General features: G+C 70.2%; 2 protein-coding genes. Both read right to left on the reverse strand.

All coding sequences use genetic code 11. The annotated features are described in order from the left end of the window. Positions 1 to 8,904, reverse strand: an 8,904-nt coding sequence (locus HUW62_RS27005; protein ID WP_176436025.1) for a non-ribosomal peptide synthetase, incomplete at its 3' end; no start/stop codon positions are given. After that, the gene (locus HUW62_RS27010; RefSeq protein WP_176436026.1) at positions 8,901 to 20,309 is read right to left on the reverse strand and encodes a non-ribosomal peptide synthetase/type I polyketide synthase; all 11,409 of its coding nucleotides are present in this window, start codon (positions 20,307 to 20,309) and stop codon (positions 8,901 to 8,903) included. The genes HUW62_RS27005 and HUW62_RS27010, both read right to left, overlap by 4 nt. Positions 20,310 to 20,312 lie beyond the last annotated feature (3 nt).

Here is a 20,312-nt window from a genome sequence, read left to right on the forward strand (position 1 = left end):
CCTCAGCACCAACCCCTTCCCCAGCTTCACCTCCACCCCGGGCGTGTTCTGCAACGTCAGCGACACCTGGAACAGTGGACTGCGACTCATGTCCCTCCGCGGCAGCAACTCCTCCACCAACTTCTCGAATGGCACGTCCTGGTGCGCGTACGCACCCAACGTCACCTCTCTCGCCCTCCCCACCAGCTCCCGGAAGCTCTCCTCCTCCCGCACTCGCCCTCTCAGCACCAACGTGTTCGCGAAGTACCCAATCAGCCCTTCCGTCTCCGCGTGCGTCCGCCCCGCTATCGGAAAACCCACCACCACTTCTTCCTGCCCCGCGTACCTCGTCAGCACCACCTGGTACGCCGCCAGCAACACCATGAACGGCGTCGCCCCCTCCCTCCGGCTCGCCTCCTCCACCTTCCTCCACAGCCCCTTCGGCCACCTCCTCTCCAGCATGGCCCCCCGGAAGCTCTGCACCGCCGGCCTTGGCTTGTCCGTCACCAACTCCAGCGCTCTCGGTGCCCCCTCCAACTGCCTCCGCCAGTACTCCACCTGCTGCTCCAGCACCTCTCCCTGCAACCACCCTCGCTGCCACTCCGCGTAGTCCGCGTACTGCACCGGCAGCTCTCCCAGCGGGGACGGCTTGCCTTCCGCGTACGCCTCGTAGAGTGCCGCCACCTCCCTCACCAACACCTCTGTCGACCACCCGTCCGACACGATGTGGTGCAGCACCACCACCAGCACGTGCGACTCCGCTGACAACCTCACCAGCGTCACTCGCAGCAACGGCCCCACCGTCAGGTCGAACGGAAGCAGCACCGCTTGCTCCACGAGACGACGCGCCTCCGCCTCACGACGCTCCTCGGGAAACCCTTCCAGATCGACGTCGTGCAACACCACCGGTGACTCCGGCGAGATCACCTGCACGGCGACGCCATTCACACTTCGAAATGTGGTGCGCAGCGCTTCGTGTCGCCGCACGAGTTCCTGGAACGTCCTGGCCAACGCCTCCCTGTTCAACGGCCCCGTCATCCGCACCGCGCCAGGGACGTTGTACGAAGCACTCAACGGTTCGAGCTGGTCCAGGAACCACAGGCGCTGCTGCGCGAAGGACAGTCTCGGCGGCCGACTCTTGTCGTCCCTCGGCACCAACGGCGGCGCCACCTGAGCAGTCCCCGCTCGAATCAGTCGATCCACCCGAAGCGCGAGCTCCGCCACCGTGGGCGCCTCGAACAGCTCGCGCAGCGGCAGCTCGATACCGAACGCGCTCCGCACCCGGGAGATGGCCCTCGTGGCCAGCAGCGAGTGACCTCCCAACTCGAAGAAGTGGCCGTGCAGGCCCACCCTGTCGAGCCCGAGCACCTCCGCGAAGAGCCCCGCGAGCATGCCCTCCGTCGCGGTGCGCGGAGCAACGTAGACACCCACTCCGTCAGGACCCGCCTCCGCCACGGGCAGCGCCTTGCGGTTCACCTTGCCACTCGGCGTCAGCGGCAGCGCGTCCAGCGTCACGAAGGTGGACGGCACCATGTACTCCGGCAGGTGCGCTCCGACATGCGCGCGCAAGGCCTCCCGCTTCGCACCGTCCTTCTCCGAGAGGACGACGTACCCCACGAGCCGCCGATCCCCGGGGACATCCTCCCGCACCACCACTGCCGCATCGCGAACACCGGGCGCGGCACGCAGCACCGCCTCCACCTCGCCCAGCTCGATGCGGAAGCCGCGCAGCTTCACCTGACCATCCAGGCGACCCACGAACTCCACCGTCCCCTCCGCCGTCCACCGCGCCAGGTCCCCCGTGCGATACAGCCGAGCCCCAGCCACCTCGCTGAACGGATGCGGAACGAACTTCTCCGCCGTCAGCTCCGGCCGACCCACGTACCCGTGCGCCAGATGCGCGCCACCAATGAACAGCTCGCCTGAAATCCCCACGGGACAAGGCTGTCCCCACGCATCCAACACGTAGAGCTGACAGTGCGGCAGCGGCGCGCCGATGGACGGAAGACGCGGCCACGATGACGGCGCCCCCGACAGTCGGTGCGCCGAGACGACGTGCGTCTCCGACGGCCCGTACTGATTCTCCAGCACGCACCCGGGAAGACGCTCGAAGAACGCGACCAGCGAGGGCGTCACCTGGAGCTGCTCACCCGCGGTCACCACTTCGCGCAGCGCCCTGGGCACCATCGCGCGCTGGACCGCCACTTCCGCCAGGGCCTGAAGCGCCACGAAGGGCAGGAAGAGGCGCTCCACCGCGTGCCTGTCCAGGAACGTCAAAAGCGCTGACAAGTCCTGACGCACATCCTCCGAAGGCAGCACCAACGTGCCACCGGCCCACCAGGTGGAGAACATCTCCTGGAAGGACACATCGAAGCTGAGCGCCGCGAACTGCAGCGTCGTCGCGGACGGATTGACGGACCGTTCGAGCTGCCACGCCAGGAGATGCGACAGCGCACGGTGCGACAGCGCCACGCCCTTGGGCCGCCCCGTGCTGCCCGAGGTGTAGATGAGGTAACACGCCGACTCCGGCGGTACCTCCCGAGCAAGCGCCTCGGTCGGCTGACGCGCCAGGGCCTCCGACTCCAGGTCCATGAACACGCGGCGCGCGCGTGAATCCACCGGCAACACCGCGCCCAGCCGCGAATGACTCAGCACCACGGCGGCGCCTGAGTCCTCCAACATGAACGCCAGTCGCTCCGCCGGATAGCGCGGATCCAACGGCACATACGTGGCCCCCGCCTTGAGCGCGCCCAGCACGGCGACAGCCAGGTCCAGGCTCTTGTCCAGACACAAGCCCACCGTGCTCCCGATGGAAACTCCCAGCGACTCCAGGTGGCGCGCGAGCTGATTGGCCCGAGCCTCCAGCTCCGCATAGGTCAGCGACCGCGTCCCGTCGGTGACGGCGATGGCATCTGGCGCGCGGGCCGCCCAGTCCTCCACCGGGCGGAACACCGCCACGGGAACGTGTGCCGCGCACGCCGTGGGATTCCACTCGGCGAGCACCTGTCGTCGCTCCTCCATACCGAGCAACGTCAGCTCCGACAACGGCCGCTCCACCTTCTCACGCAGCTCGCGCAGCACCTGACGCAGGTGCGCCAGCATGCGCCGCACCACCGCCGCGTCGAAGCGTCGGGCGTCGTAGGTCAACCGGAGCAACAGCTCGTGTCCGGGCAGCGCCATCAAGGTCAGCGGGTGATGGTCCACCTCCATCGACGTGGGGTTGCGGACCACCAGCTCATCCGACGGCGTGGAGAGCCCCGCCTCCATCGGATAGTTCTCGTAGATGACGAGGCTCTCGAACAGCGGCTCGCTCGAAGGCACCTCACTCCAGCGGCGCACCTCCACCAGCGACGAGGACTCGTACTGACGCGCCTCCTGCAACCACGACTGCAATGCCTTCAGCCACGGCCCCACGGGCCGCGAGGCGGGCAGCTTCACTCGCACGGGGATGGCATTGATGAACATGCCCACCATGCTCTCGATGCCGGAGAGCTCGGGCGGCCGTCCGGAGACCGTCAGTCCGAAGACCACGTCATCGCCGCCGCTGTAGCGCCCCAGCAGCACCGCCCAGGCTCCCTGGAGCAGCGTGCCCGGCGTGAGCCCTTGCTGTCGGGCGAAGGCGACGAACGCCGACGTCTCGTCCGCGCCGAGCCGCAGCTCCTGGTCCCCTCGCTCCCCCTGCCCCCGAGGCACACCGCCCACGTTCAACCGCGTGGGCGCCGAGAAGCCCTGGAGCGCCTTGCTCCAGAAGTCCCTCGCGGCGCCCTGCTCCTGTTGCTCCAGCCACGCGATGAAGTCCCGGTAGGGACGGACGTCACCTCGCGGCGGCGTCACTCCACGACGAAGCGACTCGTAGCGAGTGAACACGTCCCGCGTCACCAACTGCGTGGACCAGCCATCCAGCAACAGGTGCGTGACGCTGAACACCACGCGCCACACCCGCTCGCCCGTGCGCAGCAGCGTCAACCGGAACAGCGGTGCGACGGAGAGCTCCAGGCCTCGTCGTCGGTCCGAGACGAAGAAGGCCGACACCCGAGCCTCCAGATCATCCCGTGGCATCGCGCGCCAGTCCTCGACGGAGACGGTGGGCTCCACGTCGCGCATCACCGCTTGCAGCGGCGCATCCAGCCCCGCCCAGAAGAACGCCGTGCGGAGGATGGTGAAGCGCCGGGTCGCCTGCCGCCACGCCTCCGTCAGCGCCCCCACGTCGAGCACGCCATCCAGCTCGAAGGCTATCTGGTTGAAGTACGGCTGGGTCTCCTCCTCCTGGAGATGGTGGAACAAGATGCCCTGCTGCAACGGCGACAGGGGATACAGGTCCTCCACGTCGCGCAGGCGCAGGCCCTTCGCGGCCATCCGGTCCGCGAGTCCCTCCAGCGCGCCCTGCCCCTGCTTCGCCAGGGGAAAGTCCGACGGCGACAGCCCGCGCGGATCCTCGGACGTCCCATGCGCGATGAGCTCACGCAGGGCCGCGCGCAGCGCCTGGGCCAGCTTCTCCATCGTCTCGGTCCGATGAACCCCCGAGCCATGGGTGAACATCAGCCGCATCCGGCCGCCGCTGACGGCGCAGTCCACGTCGAGCAGGTGCGCGCGCGGTCCTTCCGGTGCGCGCGTGGGCCCCACCGAGCCCTCCGACAATCGCAGCGGCGCCGTGGCGGGCAGTACGTTGTCGAACTGTCCCAGGTAGTTGAACCCCACCTCCGGCGCGGGCAGGGCGCGCAGTCGCTCTCGCAGCTCGCGGTCCGGGGACAGGTAGCGCAGCACTCCGAAGCCCACGCCCTTGGACGGCGTGCGTCGCATCGCCTCCTTCGCCGCGCGCACCCACGCGCCGGGCCCTTCTCCCGTCGACTCCACCAGCACCGGGTACATGCTGGTGAACCACCCCACCGTGCGCGAGAGGTCCACCTCTCCGAAGAGGTTCTCGCGCCCATGCCCCTCCATCTCCACCCGCACGCACGACGCACCCGTCCACCGGCGCAGCACGTGGGCAAGCGCGGCCAGCAACAGCTCGTCCGGCTTCGCGCGGAGCGCCTTCGCCACGTCCTGGAGCAACACCTGCGTCTCCGCGGGCTCCAGCGACACCTCAATCAGCCGCGCCGCGCCCTCCGTGTTGGCGAGGCCTCCCTCCACCTCACGCGGAAGCGCGCCCACCCGCTCCCAAGGGAGCCCGAGCCAGAACGTCGCTTCCTCCCGCGCTGACGGCGTGCGCGCATGCTCCACCAGTCGCGAGGCCCAGGACTGATAGGACAGCGTCTTGGCGGGGAGTCGCACGGGCTCGTCCGCGCGAAGCCACTGGTAGCAATTCAGCAGGTCCTCCAGCAGCACCCGCCACGACACGGCATCCACGGCCAGGTGGTGGATGACGAGCAACAACTCCTGCGGCTGCTCCGGCCCCAGGTCGAAGAGCACCGCTCGAGCGACGTCTCCCGTGGAGAGACTCAAGCGCTCCTGGACCCGCGCCGAGTGCGCCTCCACCTCGGCGCTTCGAGTCTCCGGCGCCCACCGCGAGAGGTCCACCGTCTCCAACGGCAGGGTGCCGTCCAGTCCCGTCAGTTCCTGATGCCAGCCGCCCTGTCCGTCCCTCGTGAAGCGCAGGCGCAGGGCATCGTGGTGCTCGCGCACGAGCTGGAGGGCGCGGTCCAGAGGCTCGGCCACCATCCGCTCGCGCAGCGTGAAGCGCAGGGCTTGATTGAAGTGGTGCGCCCCTGACAGCCCGCGCTCGAAGAACCAGCGCTGGATGGGGGTCAGCTCCACCGGACCTGTCACGGGCCCCTGGGTGACGACTTCCCGGGGCGCCTCGGATACCACCGCCGCCAGTCGCGCCACCGTCGGATGGTCGAAGAGCTGCTTCGCGCTCAGATGCAGCCCCGCCTGCGCGGCGCGGGAGATGACCTGGATGCCGAGGATGGAGTCGCCCCCCAGCTCGAAGAAGTCCTCGTGCACGCTCACCTGGGGACGTCCCAGCACCTGGGCCCAGATGGTCGCGAGGGCGGTCTCCTTCTCGTCGCGCGGGGCGACCTCGGCGGTCCCCTCCACCACCGACAGCTCCGGCGCCGGCAGGGCCCTGCGCTCCACCTTGCCGTTGTCGGACAGCGGGAAGGCGTCCAGCACGACGAAGGCCGCGGGCACCATGTATTCGGGCAGCCGCTCCTCCAGGAACTCTCGCAGCGCGGCGGACTCCGGACGCGGTGCGCCGGAGGGCACCACGTACGCCACGAGTCTCGCGCCCGAGGGCCCGTCCTCGCGCACCACCGCCACCGCATCGCCCACCGAGGGATGTGTCCGCAGCACGGACTCGACCTCGCCCAGCTCGATGCGATAGCCGCGCACCTTCACCTGGAAGTCCGCGCGGCCCAGGTACTCCAGCCGCCCGTCCGCGCGCCAGCGCACCCGGTCTCCCGTGCGATACAGCCTGGCCCCCGGCTCCGCGCCGAAGGCGTCTGGGACGAAGCGCTCCGCCGTCAGCTCCGGCCTCCGCCAGTAGCCTCGCGCGACACCCGCACCCCCGATGAACAGCTCGCCCACCGTCCCCGCCGGCACGAGACGCAGGCTCGCATCCAGGACATACAGGCGCGTGTTCGCGATGGGCCGACCGATGGCCACCGGGCCACTCATCGGGTCCGCCGCGCTCACCGTGTACACGCAGCACCCCACCACCGTCTCCGTGGGGCCATACTCGTTGATGAGGCGAGTGTCGGGCGCGTGCTCGCGCCAGAAGGCGATGCCCTCGGCCGTCAGCGCCTCACCGCCGATGACGAAGGCGCGCGCGCGTCCCCCGGCCTCCTCTGGCCGAAGCTGCGCGGCCAGCATGCGCAGGTGCGTGGGCGTCAGCTTCACCAGACTGAAGTGGCTGCCCGCGCGCAGGGCCTCACCCAGGCCCTCGATGCCCGCGTCTTCCGGCACCAGCACCACCTGCCGTCCCGCCACCAGCGGCGCGACCAGGCTCGTCACCGTCAGGTCGAACGACAGCGGCGAGTGCACCGGCGAACCACTGCCCTCCGCGAGCCCATAGGCCCGCAGCGCCCAGGTCAGGTAGTTCACCACGCCCCGGTGCTCGACCATCACGCCCTTGGGACGCCCCGTGCTCCCGGAGGTGTAGATGAGGTAGGCGAGGTCTTCCGCTCCAGCCAGTGGCTCCGGCGGTGTCACGGGCTCGCGTCCCGCGGTGTGCGCCCACTCCGTATCCAGACAGAGGAGGAACTGCGAGGTCACCGGCAGCGCATCCACGAGCGCATCCTCGGTGAGGACGACGGGCACGCCGGTGTCTTCCAGCAAGAAGGACACGCGGGTCGACGGCCAGGCGGGGTCGATGGGCACATAGGCGCCTCCGGCCTTCAGGACGGCCCACAGTGCCACCACCATGTCCGGTGAGCGCCGGAAGCACAGGCCCACCAGCGTGCCTCGCCGGACGCCCAGGCTCCTCAGGTGGTGCGCCAGTTGGTTCGCCCTCGCATCCAGTTCGCGGAAGCTGACGCGCGCTTCACCCATCGACACGGCCAGCGCATCAGGAGCGCGCGACACCGCCTCCTCGAAGAGGCCATGCACGGTGGCGTGCTCCGGGAAGTCCGCGCGGGTGTCGTTCCAGGTCACCAGGAGCTGGTGACGCTCGGCGTCCGACAGCAGGGACAGGTCTCCCAGTCGCCCGTCGGGCCGCGCCGCGATGGCCTCCAGCACGAGGGCCATCCGCTCCAGTCGCGCATCCGCGAACGCCTGCGTGAAGCGGGTCTGGTCATAGCGCAGGAGCAGCGGGAGCCGAGTCCCCGGCGTGGAAATCACCGTGAGGCCGAAGTGGTCCGCCTCCCGAGCCCGCACGTCGCGCACCTCCAACGCGCGTGAAGCGGAGGTGAGCGCCGCATCCAGCGGGTAGTTCTCGAAGACGACGAGCGTGTCGAAGAGCGCGGTGCCCGCGGGGACGTCGCTCCAACGCTGGACCTTCACCAGGGGCGCATGCTCGTGCTGGCGCGCCTCCACCTGCATGTCCTGGATGCGGCGCAGCCAGGTCGACCACGTCAACGACTGGGACCAGCGCACCCGCACCGGCTGGGTGTTGATGAACAACCCGACCATGTCCTCCACGCCCGCCAGGTCCGGGGGACGACCGGAGACGGTGGTGCCGAAGACGACGTCCTCGGAGCCGGAGAGCTGTCCCAGCACCAGCGCCCACGCGCCCTGCACCAGGGTGCTCATCGTGAGCCCGTACCGACGCGCGAAGGTGTTGAGCGCGGCGGTGGTGGACTCCGACAGGTGACGGGTGCGCGTGATTCGCCCCGTTCCCTCTCCCGTCCCCGCTCCCGTCGCGGTGGGCTCGTGCACTCCCGCCAGCTCGCGGCGCCAGAAGTCCTCCGAGTCCTTCAGGCCATGCTCGGCCAGCCAGCCCAGGTAGTCACCGAAGGGACGCGGAGAGACGAGCCTCGGCGACCGACCCGCGAGCGAGCCTTCGTACAGCGTGAAGAAATCCCGCACCACCAGCGGCACGGACCAACCATCCAGCACCAGGTGCGAGTGACTGAAGATGAAGCGGTACACGTCCTCCGCGCTTCGCAGCAGCGTCAGGCGGATCAACGGCGCGCGCGACAGGTCGAACCCCTCCCGACGCTCCTGCTCCAGGAAGGTCGTCAGTCGGGACTCGAAGGCATCGGCCGACAGGTCACGCCAGTCCTCGACGCGCACGGGCAACTCCACCTCGCGCAGCACCACCTGCACCGGCTCGTCCACGTCATCCCAGACGAGCGCCGTGCGCAGCGCGGGGTGCGCCGCCACCACGCCCCGCCAGGCCTGGACGAAGACGTCCACGTCCAGCCGTCCGCGCAGCTCGCAGACGAGCTGGTTGAAGTAGAGCCCCTGGCCGGGCTCCGCGATGGCGTGGAAGAGCATGCCGCCTTGCAGGGGCGACAGCGGGTACAGGTCCTCGAGGTTGTCGCTCATCGCGTCTTCTTTCCGAACCGCGCCGCAAGCTTGTCGAGCTGCGACTGCTTCACCTTCGCGAGCGGGAAGTCCGACGGGGAATGTCCCCCCGCGTCGGGCGCTCGCGCAGCCGCCACCAGCGCCACCAGCCGCACCACGAAGTCCTCCGCCACGGCCGCCACCGTCTCTCGCCGGTGGACCGCCTCGCTGAAGGTCCACGTCACCTCCAGCCGTCCCTCGCGCACCACGCTCGTCACATCCAGCAGGTACGGCCGCCTCGAGCTGCCCGCGCGCTGCCGCAGCCCGTCACTCTCCGGAGCCAGTCCGAAGGGCCCGCCCGTCCCGACGATGCCGTCCACCTGTCCCAGGTGGTTGAAGCCAATCTCCGCCGAGGGGAGCGCCTCCAACGCGGCGTCCTTCGTCACGTAACGCAGCAGCCCCCAACCCATGCCTTGCGTCGGCACCGCGCGCAGCGACTCCTTCACGACGCGCAGGGCCTCACCGGGCCCACGCGCCTCGCGCAGGTCCAACAGCGCGGGGAAGACCCGCGTGAACCACCCCACCGTGCGGGAGACATCCGCGCCGGGCAGCACCTCTTCACGGCCGTGTCCCTCCACATCCACCAGGGCCACGCTCCGCCCCGTCCAGGCCGTCAGGGCCTGCGCCAGCGCGGTGAGCAAGGGGTCCTGCGCCTGCGTGTGCCAGGCCTTCGGCACGTCGTGCATCAGCGCCTTCGTCTGCTCCGCGTCCAGCGACACCCGCACCGTGCTCGCGGTGGCCTCGGTGTTGAGGCCCTCCGGGAAGTCCCTCGGCAGTCGAGCCGCCTCGACCCAAGGCCGCTCCAGCCACCACTCGCGCTCCGCGAGCAGCTTCTCCGAGCGAGCCAGGGCCTCCAGGCCCCGTGCCCACACCTGGAAGGAGGTCGTCTTCGGTGGCAGCCGCACCTCGCCTCCTTCAGCGAGGCTCGCGTACGCCGTCGCCAGGTCCTCCAGGAGGATTCGCCAGGAGACGGCGTCCACCGCGAGGTGATGGACCGCCAGCATCAGCCGCGCGGACAGTCCAGGCCCTCGCTCCAGCAGCACGCCCCGGACGAGCGTCGACTCCAGACTCAGCGACTGTTGGAGCTCCAGCGCGCACCGCTCCAGCGCGGGCCCCATCGCCTCCAGTGGCACGGCCGACAAGTCCACGCGCGCCACCTCCACCAGCGCACCGGGAGCCACGGACGTCTGATGCCAGCCGTCCTCCTTCCTGGCGAAGCGCAGCCGCAGGGCGTCGTGGTGCTCGACGACTTGCGCCAGCGCGCGCTCCAGCAGCGAGGCGTCGAGCCCGGTCCGCGCCTCGAACATCAGCGACATGTTCCAGTGGTGCGGCTCCTCCAGTTCCAGTTCGAAGAACCAGTGCTGGATGGGCGTGAGCGCCACGGGGCCCACCACGGGCCCCTGCTCGGCCTGCACCGTGAGCCGTGTCCCCGCCACCGTCGCGAGTCTCGCCACGGTGGGGTTCTGGAAGAGCTGCTTCGGAGACAGTTCGATTCCGGCAGCGCGGGCGCGGGTGACAATCTGCAAGCCGAGGATGGAGTCACCTCCCAGCTCGAAGAAGTCGTCGTGGATGCCCACGCGCTCCACATTGAGGACCTGGCGCCACAGCTCCGCGAGCCGCTCCTCCACCTGCGTGCGAGGCGCCGTCACCTCCGCGTTGGAGGTCTTCGACGACTGGACCTCCGGTGCCGGCAGCGCGCGCGCGTCCACCTTGCCGTGACGCGTGCGCGGCAGCGCGGCCAGCGTGACGAAGGCGGACGGCACCATGTACGGCGGAAGACGGGAGAGCAGCCACGGCTTCAGCGCGCCCGCGGTCAGCGCCTCGACTTCACCTGGCCGGTGGGCCACCACGTACGCGACGAGCCGCTTGGGCCCGTTCCCCTCCGCCCTCGCCACCACCGTCGCCTCCCGCACCTCGGGATTCGCGAGCAGCGCGGCCTCCACTTCGCCCGGTTCGATGCGGAAGCCGCGCACCTTCACCTGCGCATCCGCGCGGCCCAGGAACTCCAAGGTCCCATCGCGCCGCCAGCGGGCCACGTCTCCCGTGCGATACAGGCGCGCGCCCGGCTGTGGGTCGAAGGGGTCCGCCACGAAGCGCTCGGCGGTGAGCCCAGGCTGGCCCAGGTACCCGCGCGCCACGCCAGAGCCACCCACGTGGATTTCACCCGGCGCTCCAGGCAGCGCGAGTCCACCTCGGCCATCCAGCAGGTACACCCGAGCGCCCGGCACGGCACGGCCGATGGGCACATGGTCCTGCTCGTCCCTCCGGACACGGTGCACCGTGCTCCAGATGGTCGCCTCCGTCGGGCCGTACTCGTTGAACAACGGCACCTCGGGCAGGGCCTCATGATGCGCTCGCGCCAGCTCCAGCGTGCAGGCTTCTCCGCCCACGCTCACCGCGCGCAAGCCCACCAGTCCTCCGGCGGGCGCCGCCGCGAGCACCTGCGCATAGAGGGCGGGCACGGAGATGAGGTGCGTCACCCTGGACCTGGCCACCAGCTCCGCCAGCTTCCTCGGGTCCTCGCGGTCCTCCACGTCCGGATAGCGCAACGTGCCGCCATCGAAGAGCGACCAGAGCAGCCCCGCCAGCGAGGCATCGAAGGTGAAGGGCGCCAGGGACAGCACGACTCCCGGAGCGCCATAGACGGCCCGCCGCGCGCGCGTCGCGGAGACGAGCTGACGGTGTTCCAGCACCACGCCCCGAGGCCTTCCGGTGGAGCCGGAGGTGTAGACGATGCACGCGGCATGGTGCGGCTCGGGCTCCGCGACTGGCGCTTCCAGGTTCGCGGGGAGTGCCTCCAGCGTCACCAGCGTCAGGCCCTCACGCTTGGGAACCCGCGCCACCCAGGCGCTGGACGTCACGACCGCGAGCGCCTTCGTGTCCTCGAGGATTCCAGCCAGCCGCTCGGTGGGATGCTCCAGGTCGAGCACCACCACGGCCGCTCCCGAGCGCAGGATGCCGAGCATTCCCGCCACCACCTCGGAGGGCTGCGCGAGCGCGAGCGCGACGATGCTCCCCGGGCCCGCTCCCACCGCCTTCAGCGCCCCCGCGAGTCGCGCGGACAGGACCTCGAGCTCGCGATAGGTGAGCTGGCGTGTGCCGTCGTCCACCGCGACAACCTCTGGGACCGAGGCAGCGCGCGCCACGAAGCACGCGGTCACCGTCTCGCCCGACGACGACGCCGGCGCGGGAGGAGTGGCCCATTCCACCAGGAGCCGATTGCGCTCGGCTTCGGACAGCAGGGACAGCTCCGACAGGCGTCGCTCGGGATGCGCGGCCAGTTGCTCCAACAGTCGCAGCAGGTGTCCCGAGAGTCGGGTGATGGTGTCGGCGTCGAAGAGGTCGGTGTTGTACTCGATGCCTCCGGACAACCCGTCCTTCGACTCCACCAACTCCATCATGAGGTCCAGCTTCGTGGCCCCCGTGTGGACACCCTGGCTGCTCAAGCGCAGACCGGACATGGTCAGTTCGATGGGCGGGGTGTTGTGCAGCACCAGCATCGTCTGGAAGATGGGCGTGTGACTCAGGTCGCGAGCCACATGGAGCGCGTCCACCAGCTTCTCGAACGGCACCTCCTGATGCGCGAAGGCCCCCAGCGAGGCGCGGCGCACGCGGCCCATCAACTCCGTGAAGGTGGGGTCGCCGGACAGGTCGGCGCGCAGCACGATGGAGTTGATGAAGCAGCCGATGAGCGGCTCGATTTCAGGCCGGTTGCGTCCCGCGACGGGGGTGCCCACCGCGAAGTCCCGCTGCCCGGTATAGGCGTGGAGCAGCGTCTGCCACGCGGTCATCAGCACCATGAACGGCGTGGCGCCCTCTCGCCGCCCCAGTGACACCAGCGCGTCGGTGATGGTGCGGGAGACCGAGATGGGCAGGCGCGCGCCCGGATACGTCTGCACGGGAGGCCGTGGGCGGTCCGTGGGCAGCCGGAGCACGGGGACTTCCGCCAGCACTTCGCTCCACCAGGCCTGCTCGGCGGCCAACTCCGGGCCTCGCATCCATTCGAGCTGCCAGGCCGCGTAGTCCGCGTACTGCACCGTGACGGGCGGAAGCGGAGACGGCTGGCCCGCGAGGAACGCGGCATAGAGGCTCGCCAGCTCGTGGAACATCACACCGGAGGACCAGCCGTCCGACACGATGTGGTGCATGGCGATCAACAGCACGTGTTCGTCGTCACGGACACGCAGCAGCGAGGTGCGCAGCAGCGGCCCCGTCTCCAGGTCGAAGTGCTTGCGCGCCTCTTCGCGGGCCCAGCCCTCCACGCCCGACGTGCCCTCCTCTTCCATCGTGGAGAGGAGGAGCGGCACCTGGAGCGACTCCGAGATGTGCTGCACCCCGCCCGCTTCGGACATCGAGAACCGGGTCCGGAGGACCTCGTGACGGCGCACCACCTCGTTGAGCGCGCGCTCCAGCGCGGCCGCGTCGAGCGTGCCCCTCAGCGAGAGCATCACCGCGTTGTTGTTGGCCACATTCCCCGGCTCCAGCCGGTCCATGTACCAGAGCCGCTGCTGCGCGAAGGAGAGCGGCAGCGGGCGCTCGCGGGAGACCCGTTGAATGGGCGGTGGGCCCTCTCGCCGAGCTGTCCCACTCGACTGGGCCACGGCGCGCGGCGGTATCGGACGACGCGTCGACACGGGCAACGGAGGCAGCAGTTCCAAAGAGCCATCCAGGCGGCGGCGCGCCCTGCGTCCCATCGCGAGGCGAGGCCCCGCTTCACCGTCCGGGAGCAATCGGAGCGCGGTGGCGGCCGGCGCGTTCCAGAGCCTGCGCGGCGCCTGACCTCCCGTCACCGCCAGCTCTCCGACGACACCCACGGGCACGGAGCGGCCTCGCGTGTCCACCACGTCCCACGAAACGGAGTCCTTCACTGAAGCCGACCCAGACCGCAGCCAGGCTCCCATTCCGAGCATCGGCTCGCGGCGCGATATCCCGGCCGACAGTGCCCGCGACAGTGCCTCCGCGACCTCCGGCTTCGCCTCTTCCAGCAGGATGTGCTGAACGGGACGCAACGCCTCGGCGGCCTCGGGCAGCGCGGACAAGGCTCGCGCGAGCGTCGCGGTGAGGTGCAGATGCGTGGCCCCCGTCTGGCGCACCAGTGACAGCAACGACTCGGCGGCGCTCGGCCCTTCGTGGAGCGTCATGGTCGGCACAGGCGACGTCGACGGTGGCGCGAAGCGTCCTCGCAACACGTCCAGTTGCTGGAGCGAGTCGAGGGTCGCCTCCACCTCCACGCCGAAGTCCACGAGGCAGGCCACCTCATCCACATCCAGGCGCTTCACGCGCTCCACCACCGGTCCACACGTGTCCGGTGTTCCGAAGAGGCCACCCTCCTCCACGTAGCGCGTCAGCCCGTGTTCGAGCAGGGAGTCCATGTCCCCTGGCGTCAGCGAGCGGAAGTCCCCCTTGAGGCCCAGGCTGGCCACGAAGGCCTGGAGGATGTCCACCGAGCTGCGGAAGTACTCGAGCAGGGGCTTGCGCACGCGGCGGCGGACCTCCGCCTCGTCCTCTCCCATGAACGCGTGGAGCATGAGGCTCACGTGTCCGCGTCCGGCATGGCCGTGCTGCCGCCAGGCCTCGCGATAGAGCGCCACCTTCGACGACAGGTCGTCCAGGTTCTGCCCCATCAGGTTCGTGAGGACATATGCCCCCATCTCACCCGCCATGCGGAACGTGTCGGGGCTTCCCGCCGCCGTGAGCCAGAACGGCAGCTCCTTCTGCACGGGGCGCGGACGAAGGAACACCTCCACCTCGTCACCCGCGCCGTTGCGCCGGAGCACCGAGCCGCCACGCCACAGCGTACGCACCTCCTCGATGCCCTTGAACATGACCTCCTTGCGCCGCGCATACCGGTCCGGGGCGAAGACGAAGTCATTCGCGTGCCAGCCGGAGGCGAACGACACGCCCACACGTCCGTCGGACAGGTTGTCCAGCACCGACCACTCCTCCGCGACGAGGATGGGGTCATGCAGCGGAAGCACCACGCTGCCCGCGCGAATCCCCAACCGCTCCGTCACCGTGGCCACGCCCGCGCCGACCACCGCTGGCCGGGGGTACAGCCCGCCGAACGCATGGAAGTGCCGCTCAGGCGTCCACACCGCGGAGAAGCCTCGCGCGTCGGCGAACTTCGCCGCCTCCAGCAGCAAGCGGTACTTCCGCCCGCCCAGGGAGTCCTCGTCGTTGGCGAAGAAGGACAGGCTGAAGTCAGGTCCGGGGCGTCCCCCCGCGACACTCGACGTGGTCAGCACGAGCCGGGCACGCTCCGATGGGAACACCACGCGGAGGCCGCGCGTCAGCGCCCACAGCAACTCCAGTCCCGTTCCCGGCGACCCCGCTTCCTCCGCGGAGAGCCACGTCCCCGCCGTCACCTCGCCAGTCGCGTCGAGTCGCTGGAACAGCGCGTCCACCGTGCGCGCAGTGTGCACGGCACGCAGTCGCGCACCCGTGGCCCCCACCAGCGACTCCAAGCAGACCATCGTCTCCGGCGAGGACTCCGTCGCACGTCGAGCGATGGAATCCCGCGACGCGAATCCGCCTTCCGAATCCACCCACGTCGAGAGCGCCGGGACATGGATGACGCGAGCCGGGTCCAACGGCGCGCTCGTGTGCAGGCGCGCGTGCGTCAGCAACAAGGGCGGTGCTCCTCCCTCGGGGGCGAGGGTGGCCAGCTCCCGGAGCTGGGGCACGGAGAGCAGCACATAGGCACCACCCGCCTCCAGGACCGCCCAGAGCGCCAGCACGCGTTCAACGGATGGCTCCAGGCACACGGCGACGAGCACCTCGGGTCCCACGCCCTTCGTGCGCAGCTCGGACGCGAAGCGAGTCGCCTCCGCGCGCAACCTCCGCCACGTGACGTCCTCCTGCCCCTCCATCGACAGCGCCACCGCCTCCGGCGCCCGCGAAGCGTGAAGCTCCAGCAGCCTGGAGACCATGCGAGGCGGCGCAGACGAAGCTTCGGAGGAAGGAGCAGGAAGGGCCTTGGATCCGTCGGCCTCCAGATGCAGTTCGGAGAGCGGCTGCTCGGGGTCCGCGAGGGCCGACGCGAGCAACGACGTCCAGTGCGACAGCAGCCGGTCGATGGTCTCCGGCGCGAAGCGCTCCACCGCGTAGTCGAGCGTGCCCGCGAAGCCCCCGGCGTCCTCGCCCATCGACACGGACAGGGGCGACAGCACCGCGCCGAAGCGAGGCGGGCCCTCCTCCACTTCCACCAACTGCATCCGCAGCCCGGGCGCCTCCAGGGTCGCATCGAAGCGAGGGTGCAGGACGAAGAGCGCATCGAACACGCGCTCGCGGCCCGGGGCGCGCGTGGGCTCCACCTCTCGGATGAGGTGCTCGTAGGGAACATCCGGCTGCGAGTACGCGTCCAGCGTGACATCCCGCACGCGCCCGAGCAGCTCCCGGAACGTGGGGTCTCCGGACAGGTCCGTGCGCAGGGGCACCGCATGCGCGACGTAGCCGATCAACGGCTCCAGCTCCGGACGCGTCCTGTTGCCGATGGGCGTCCCCACGACGATGTCGTCGCGGCCCGCCCAGCGCGCGAGCAGCGACTGCCACGACGCGAGCAGCACCATGAAGGGCGTGACGCCCTCGCGCCGCGCCAGGGCATGGACCGCGCTCGACAGGGACTCCGAGAAGCCGACAGCGCGCCGGACTCCGCTCAACGCGGGCCCTTCACCAGGAGGCAGGTCCACGGGCAGGTCCAGCCGCCCAGGGAGGCCGGCCAACCGCTCGCGCCAGGCCGCCGCTTGCGAGGAGAAGGCGCCCGACTCCAGGGCCTTCCGCTGCCAGGCCGCGTAGTCGATGTATTGAATCGCCAGCTCCGGCAGGGGTGAAGCCTCGCCTCGCGTGAAGGCGCCGTAGAGCGTCCCCAGCTCGCTGCTGAACACCACCAGCGACCACGTGTCACACACGACGTGGTGGACCGAGATGACGAGCAGGTGCTCCCGCTCCTCCAGCTTCAACAGCCGGGCGCGCACCACGGGCCCATGCGTGAGGTCGAACGGATGGGACATCTCCGCGAAGACCCGCTGACGCCACTCCACCTCTCGCGCCTCCGCCGCCATTCCCACGAGGGAGTCGATGGCCAGGGGGACTCGCACCTCGGAGGAGACGCGCTGCACCCTGTGTCCATCCACGTGTGGATACGTCGTGCGCAGGGCTTCGTGACGCCGTACGACGTCCTCCAAGCTCCGCCGCAACACCGCGACGTCGAGCTGGCCCGACAGCCGCAGGGCCACCGACATGTTCAGCGCGGGGTTGCCCGGGAGCGCATCCTCCAGCGCGCAGACTCGCTCCTGCACCACCGACAGGGGCAGCACACCCTCGCGCGCGATGCGCACCAGGGGCGGCAGCACCCCCTCCTTCGACCCCAGACCCTCGGCGCCCAGTCGCGCCTGGATTCGCCCCGACACACCCGCCACGGTGGGCGCCTCGAACAAGTCACTCAGCGGGAGCTGAACCGGGAAGGCCTCGCGCAGTCGCGTGAGCATCTGCGCCGCCATCAGCGAGTTGCCACCCAGCTCCAGGAAGTCATCGTGGATGCCGAAATCCGAACGCCCCAGCCGCTCGCGCCAGATTGCGAGCACGCCTCGTTCCACGTCGGTTCGCGGCCCCGCCTTGTTCGCGGGGACTTCCACCGCCACGGGGGGCTGCGCACGAACGGCCTCGGGCCCGGAAGCCACACCGGGCGACACCGAGGTGACAGGCGGCGCCACGAGCACCGCGGGCGAGTCCAACGCGAAGCGCCGACGCTGGAACGGATACGTGGGCAACGACACCCTGCTGCGTCGCTCACTCGCGTAGACGCGCGTCCAGTCAGGCTCCAGCCCCGACTCCCAGAGCGCACCCAGCGCATCCATGAGCACGCCATGCTCACTGACCTTCGAGCCGGCCCGAGGCAGTGAGGCCACCGCGCGCCCCGCGTGTCCACGCAGTCCCAGCCGTGCCAGCGTCGTGAGCGCCTGGTCCGGCCCCACCTCCAGGAAGAGGGTGAAGCCGCTCTCCTTCAACGTCTCCAGTCCATCCCCGAAGCGCACCGGGGCTCGCATCTGCCGCGCCCAGTAAGCAGGGTCCGTGGCCTCCTCCGGACGAATCCAGGTGCCCGTGACGCTGGAGACGTACGGCACCCGGGGCTCGGAGAGGCGCAGGCTCGACACCACGAGCGACAGCTCCTCCTTCAGCGGCTCCACGGCCTCCGAATGGAAGGCGTGTCCGGCGGGCAGTCGGAGCACGCCCACGCCTCGGGCCACCAGCTCCCGCTCCAGGGCTTCGACTTCCATCGTGGGCCCCGACACCACGCACCGCTCGGGCCCGTTCACCGCCGCCAGGGCGAGCGCTCCGGTCAGCAACGGGCGCACCACCTCTTCCGCGCAGCCCACCGCCGTCATGCTTCCCGGAGGCAGCCGCGACATCAGCCGCCCGCGCGCCACCACCAACGTCAGCGCATCCTCCAACGGCAGGACACCCGCGACACACGCCGCCGCGTACTCGCCGAAGCTGTGTCCCAGCAGCGCTCGCGGCTGGATGCCCCACGACTCCCAGAGCTTCGCCAGCGCGTACTCCACGCAGAACAGCGCGGGCAGCGCGTGACGTGGGTCACCCAGGGCCTCGCGCGCCGCGGCCTCCGCGCCCGGGCCGGGCAACAGCACGTCGCGCAGCACCCTCTCCAGCGCGGGCCCCACCTCTCGCAGACACGTGTCCACGGCCTTCCGGAAGCCCAGCTCCGCGCCGTACAGCTCGCGTCCCATCCCCAGCGACTGCGCACCCTGCCCCGGAAACAGGAAGGCCACGCGCCGCTCTCGCGCGGCGGCCACATCCTCCAGCACGCGTCCACTGCTCGGCGTCCGCAGTCGCGCGAGCAGCTCCGCCCGGTCCCTGGCCACCACCGCGAGCCGATGCTCGAAGGCCCCTCGCCCCACGTTGCGAGTGAAGGCCACGTCCGCGAGCGACACGTCCTCGGGGGCCGACTCCAGCCACTCCGCCAACTCGTGCACGGACGTGGTGAGCGCCTGCGCCGAGCGCGCGGACACGGTGACGAGCTGAGCAGGTCTCGCGCTCGAACCCGAGGCCTCCTTCCGTGGCGCTTCCTCCAACACGGCATGCGCGTTGGTGCCGCCGATACCGAACGAACTCACGCCCGCGCGCCGCGGCACGTCGCCCCGCGGCCACGGTTGCTTCCACGCGACGACGGAGAACGGACTGCTCGCGAAGTCGATGGCGGGGTTGGGTGATGTGAAGTGGAGCGTGGGAGGAATCACCTCCTCGGAGAGCACCAGGGCCGTCTTGATGAGCCCCACGAGTCCGGCCGCGGTGTCGAGGTGCCCCAGGTTCGTCTTCACCGAGCCCAGGCCGCAGTAACCCTTGCGGTCCGTGTCCCGCCGGAAGGCCCGCGTCAGCGCCGCCACTTCGATGGGGTCTCCCAGCGCCGTGCCGGTGCCATGCGCCTCGACGTAGCCGATGTCGTCCGCCGTCAGTCCCGCATAGGCGAGCGCCTCGCCGACGACATCCGCTTGTCCCTCCACGCTGGGCGCCGTGTAGCCCACCTTCAGGCCACCGTCGTTGTTCAGCGCGGAGCCTCGAATGACGGCGTAGACGTGGTCTCCATCCCGCAGCGCGTCCGCGAGCGGCTTGAGCACCACCGCCGCGACACCATTGCCCGGCACCGTGCCGGCCGCGCGCGCGTCGAAGGCACGGCAGTGTCCATCCGGAGAGAGGATCATCCCCTCCTGGAAGAGGTAGCCGGTGCGCTGTGGCAGGGAGATGCGCACCGCGCCCGCCAGCGCGATGTCGGACTGGCGCAGCAGCAGGCTCTGACAGGCCATGTGGACCGCGACCAGGCCGGTGGAACATGCCGTGTAGACGGCGAGGCTCTCGCCCCGCAGCTTCAGCTTGAACGAGGCCTTGGTGGCCAGGTTCTCGCCGGACGTGCCCATCACCTCGTACAGCGAGGCCGGGTCCAGTTGCCCCTGGCCCAACATGCCCAGCGTGTGCAGCGACGGAGATGCGCCCGCGTACAGGGAGATCTTCCCCGAGTAGCGAGTCGGGTCATAGGCCGCGTCCTCCAGCGCTGCCCAGGCGCACTCGAGGAACGCCCGCTGCTGCGGGTCCATCCACAGCGCCTCGCGCGGGGGCACGTCGAAGAAGTCCGCGTCGAAGGTGTCCGCTCCCTCCAACACTCCCGCCACGGGCACGAAGTCCGGGTGTTTCCGCAGTGCTTCGGGCACCAGCGGCGAGGACTCCAGCGACTCCGGCGCCAGGCGGGAGACCAGCTCCACGCCGTCGAGGAGACCGCGCCAGAGTTCCCGCACATTCGCCGCGCCGGGGAACCTCCCGGACATGCCGATGATCGCGATGTCGTTGCCACTACCGCCCGTCAGGTCCTGGTCCGCCATGGT

Source organism: Myxococcus sp. AM011 (assembly GCF_013372595.1).
In the GTDB taxonomy this organism is placed as follows: Bacteria; Myxococcota; Myxococcia; order Myxococcales; family Myxococcaceae; genus Myxococcus; species Myxococcus eversor.

Bases quoted from the DNA above. Each gene is read 5' to 3' on its own strand.
- HUW62_RS27010 (WP_176436026.1), bottom strand. From the start codon at position 20,309: ATGGCGGACCAGGACCTGACGGGCGGTAGTGGCAACGACATCGCGATC.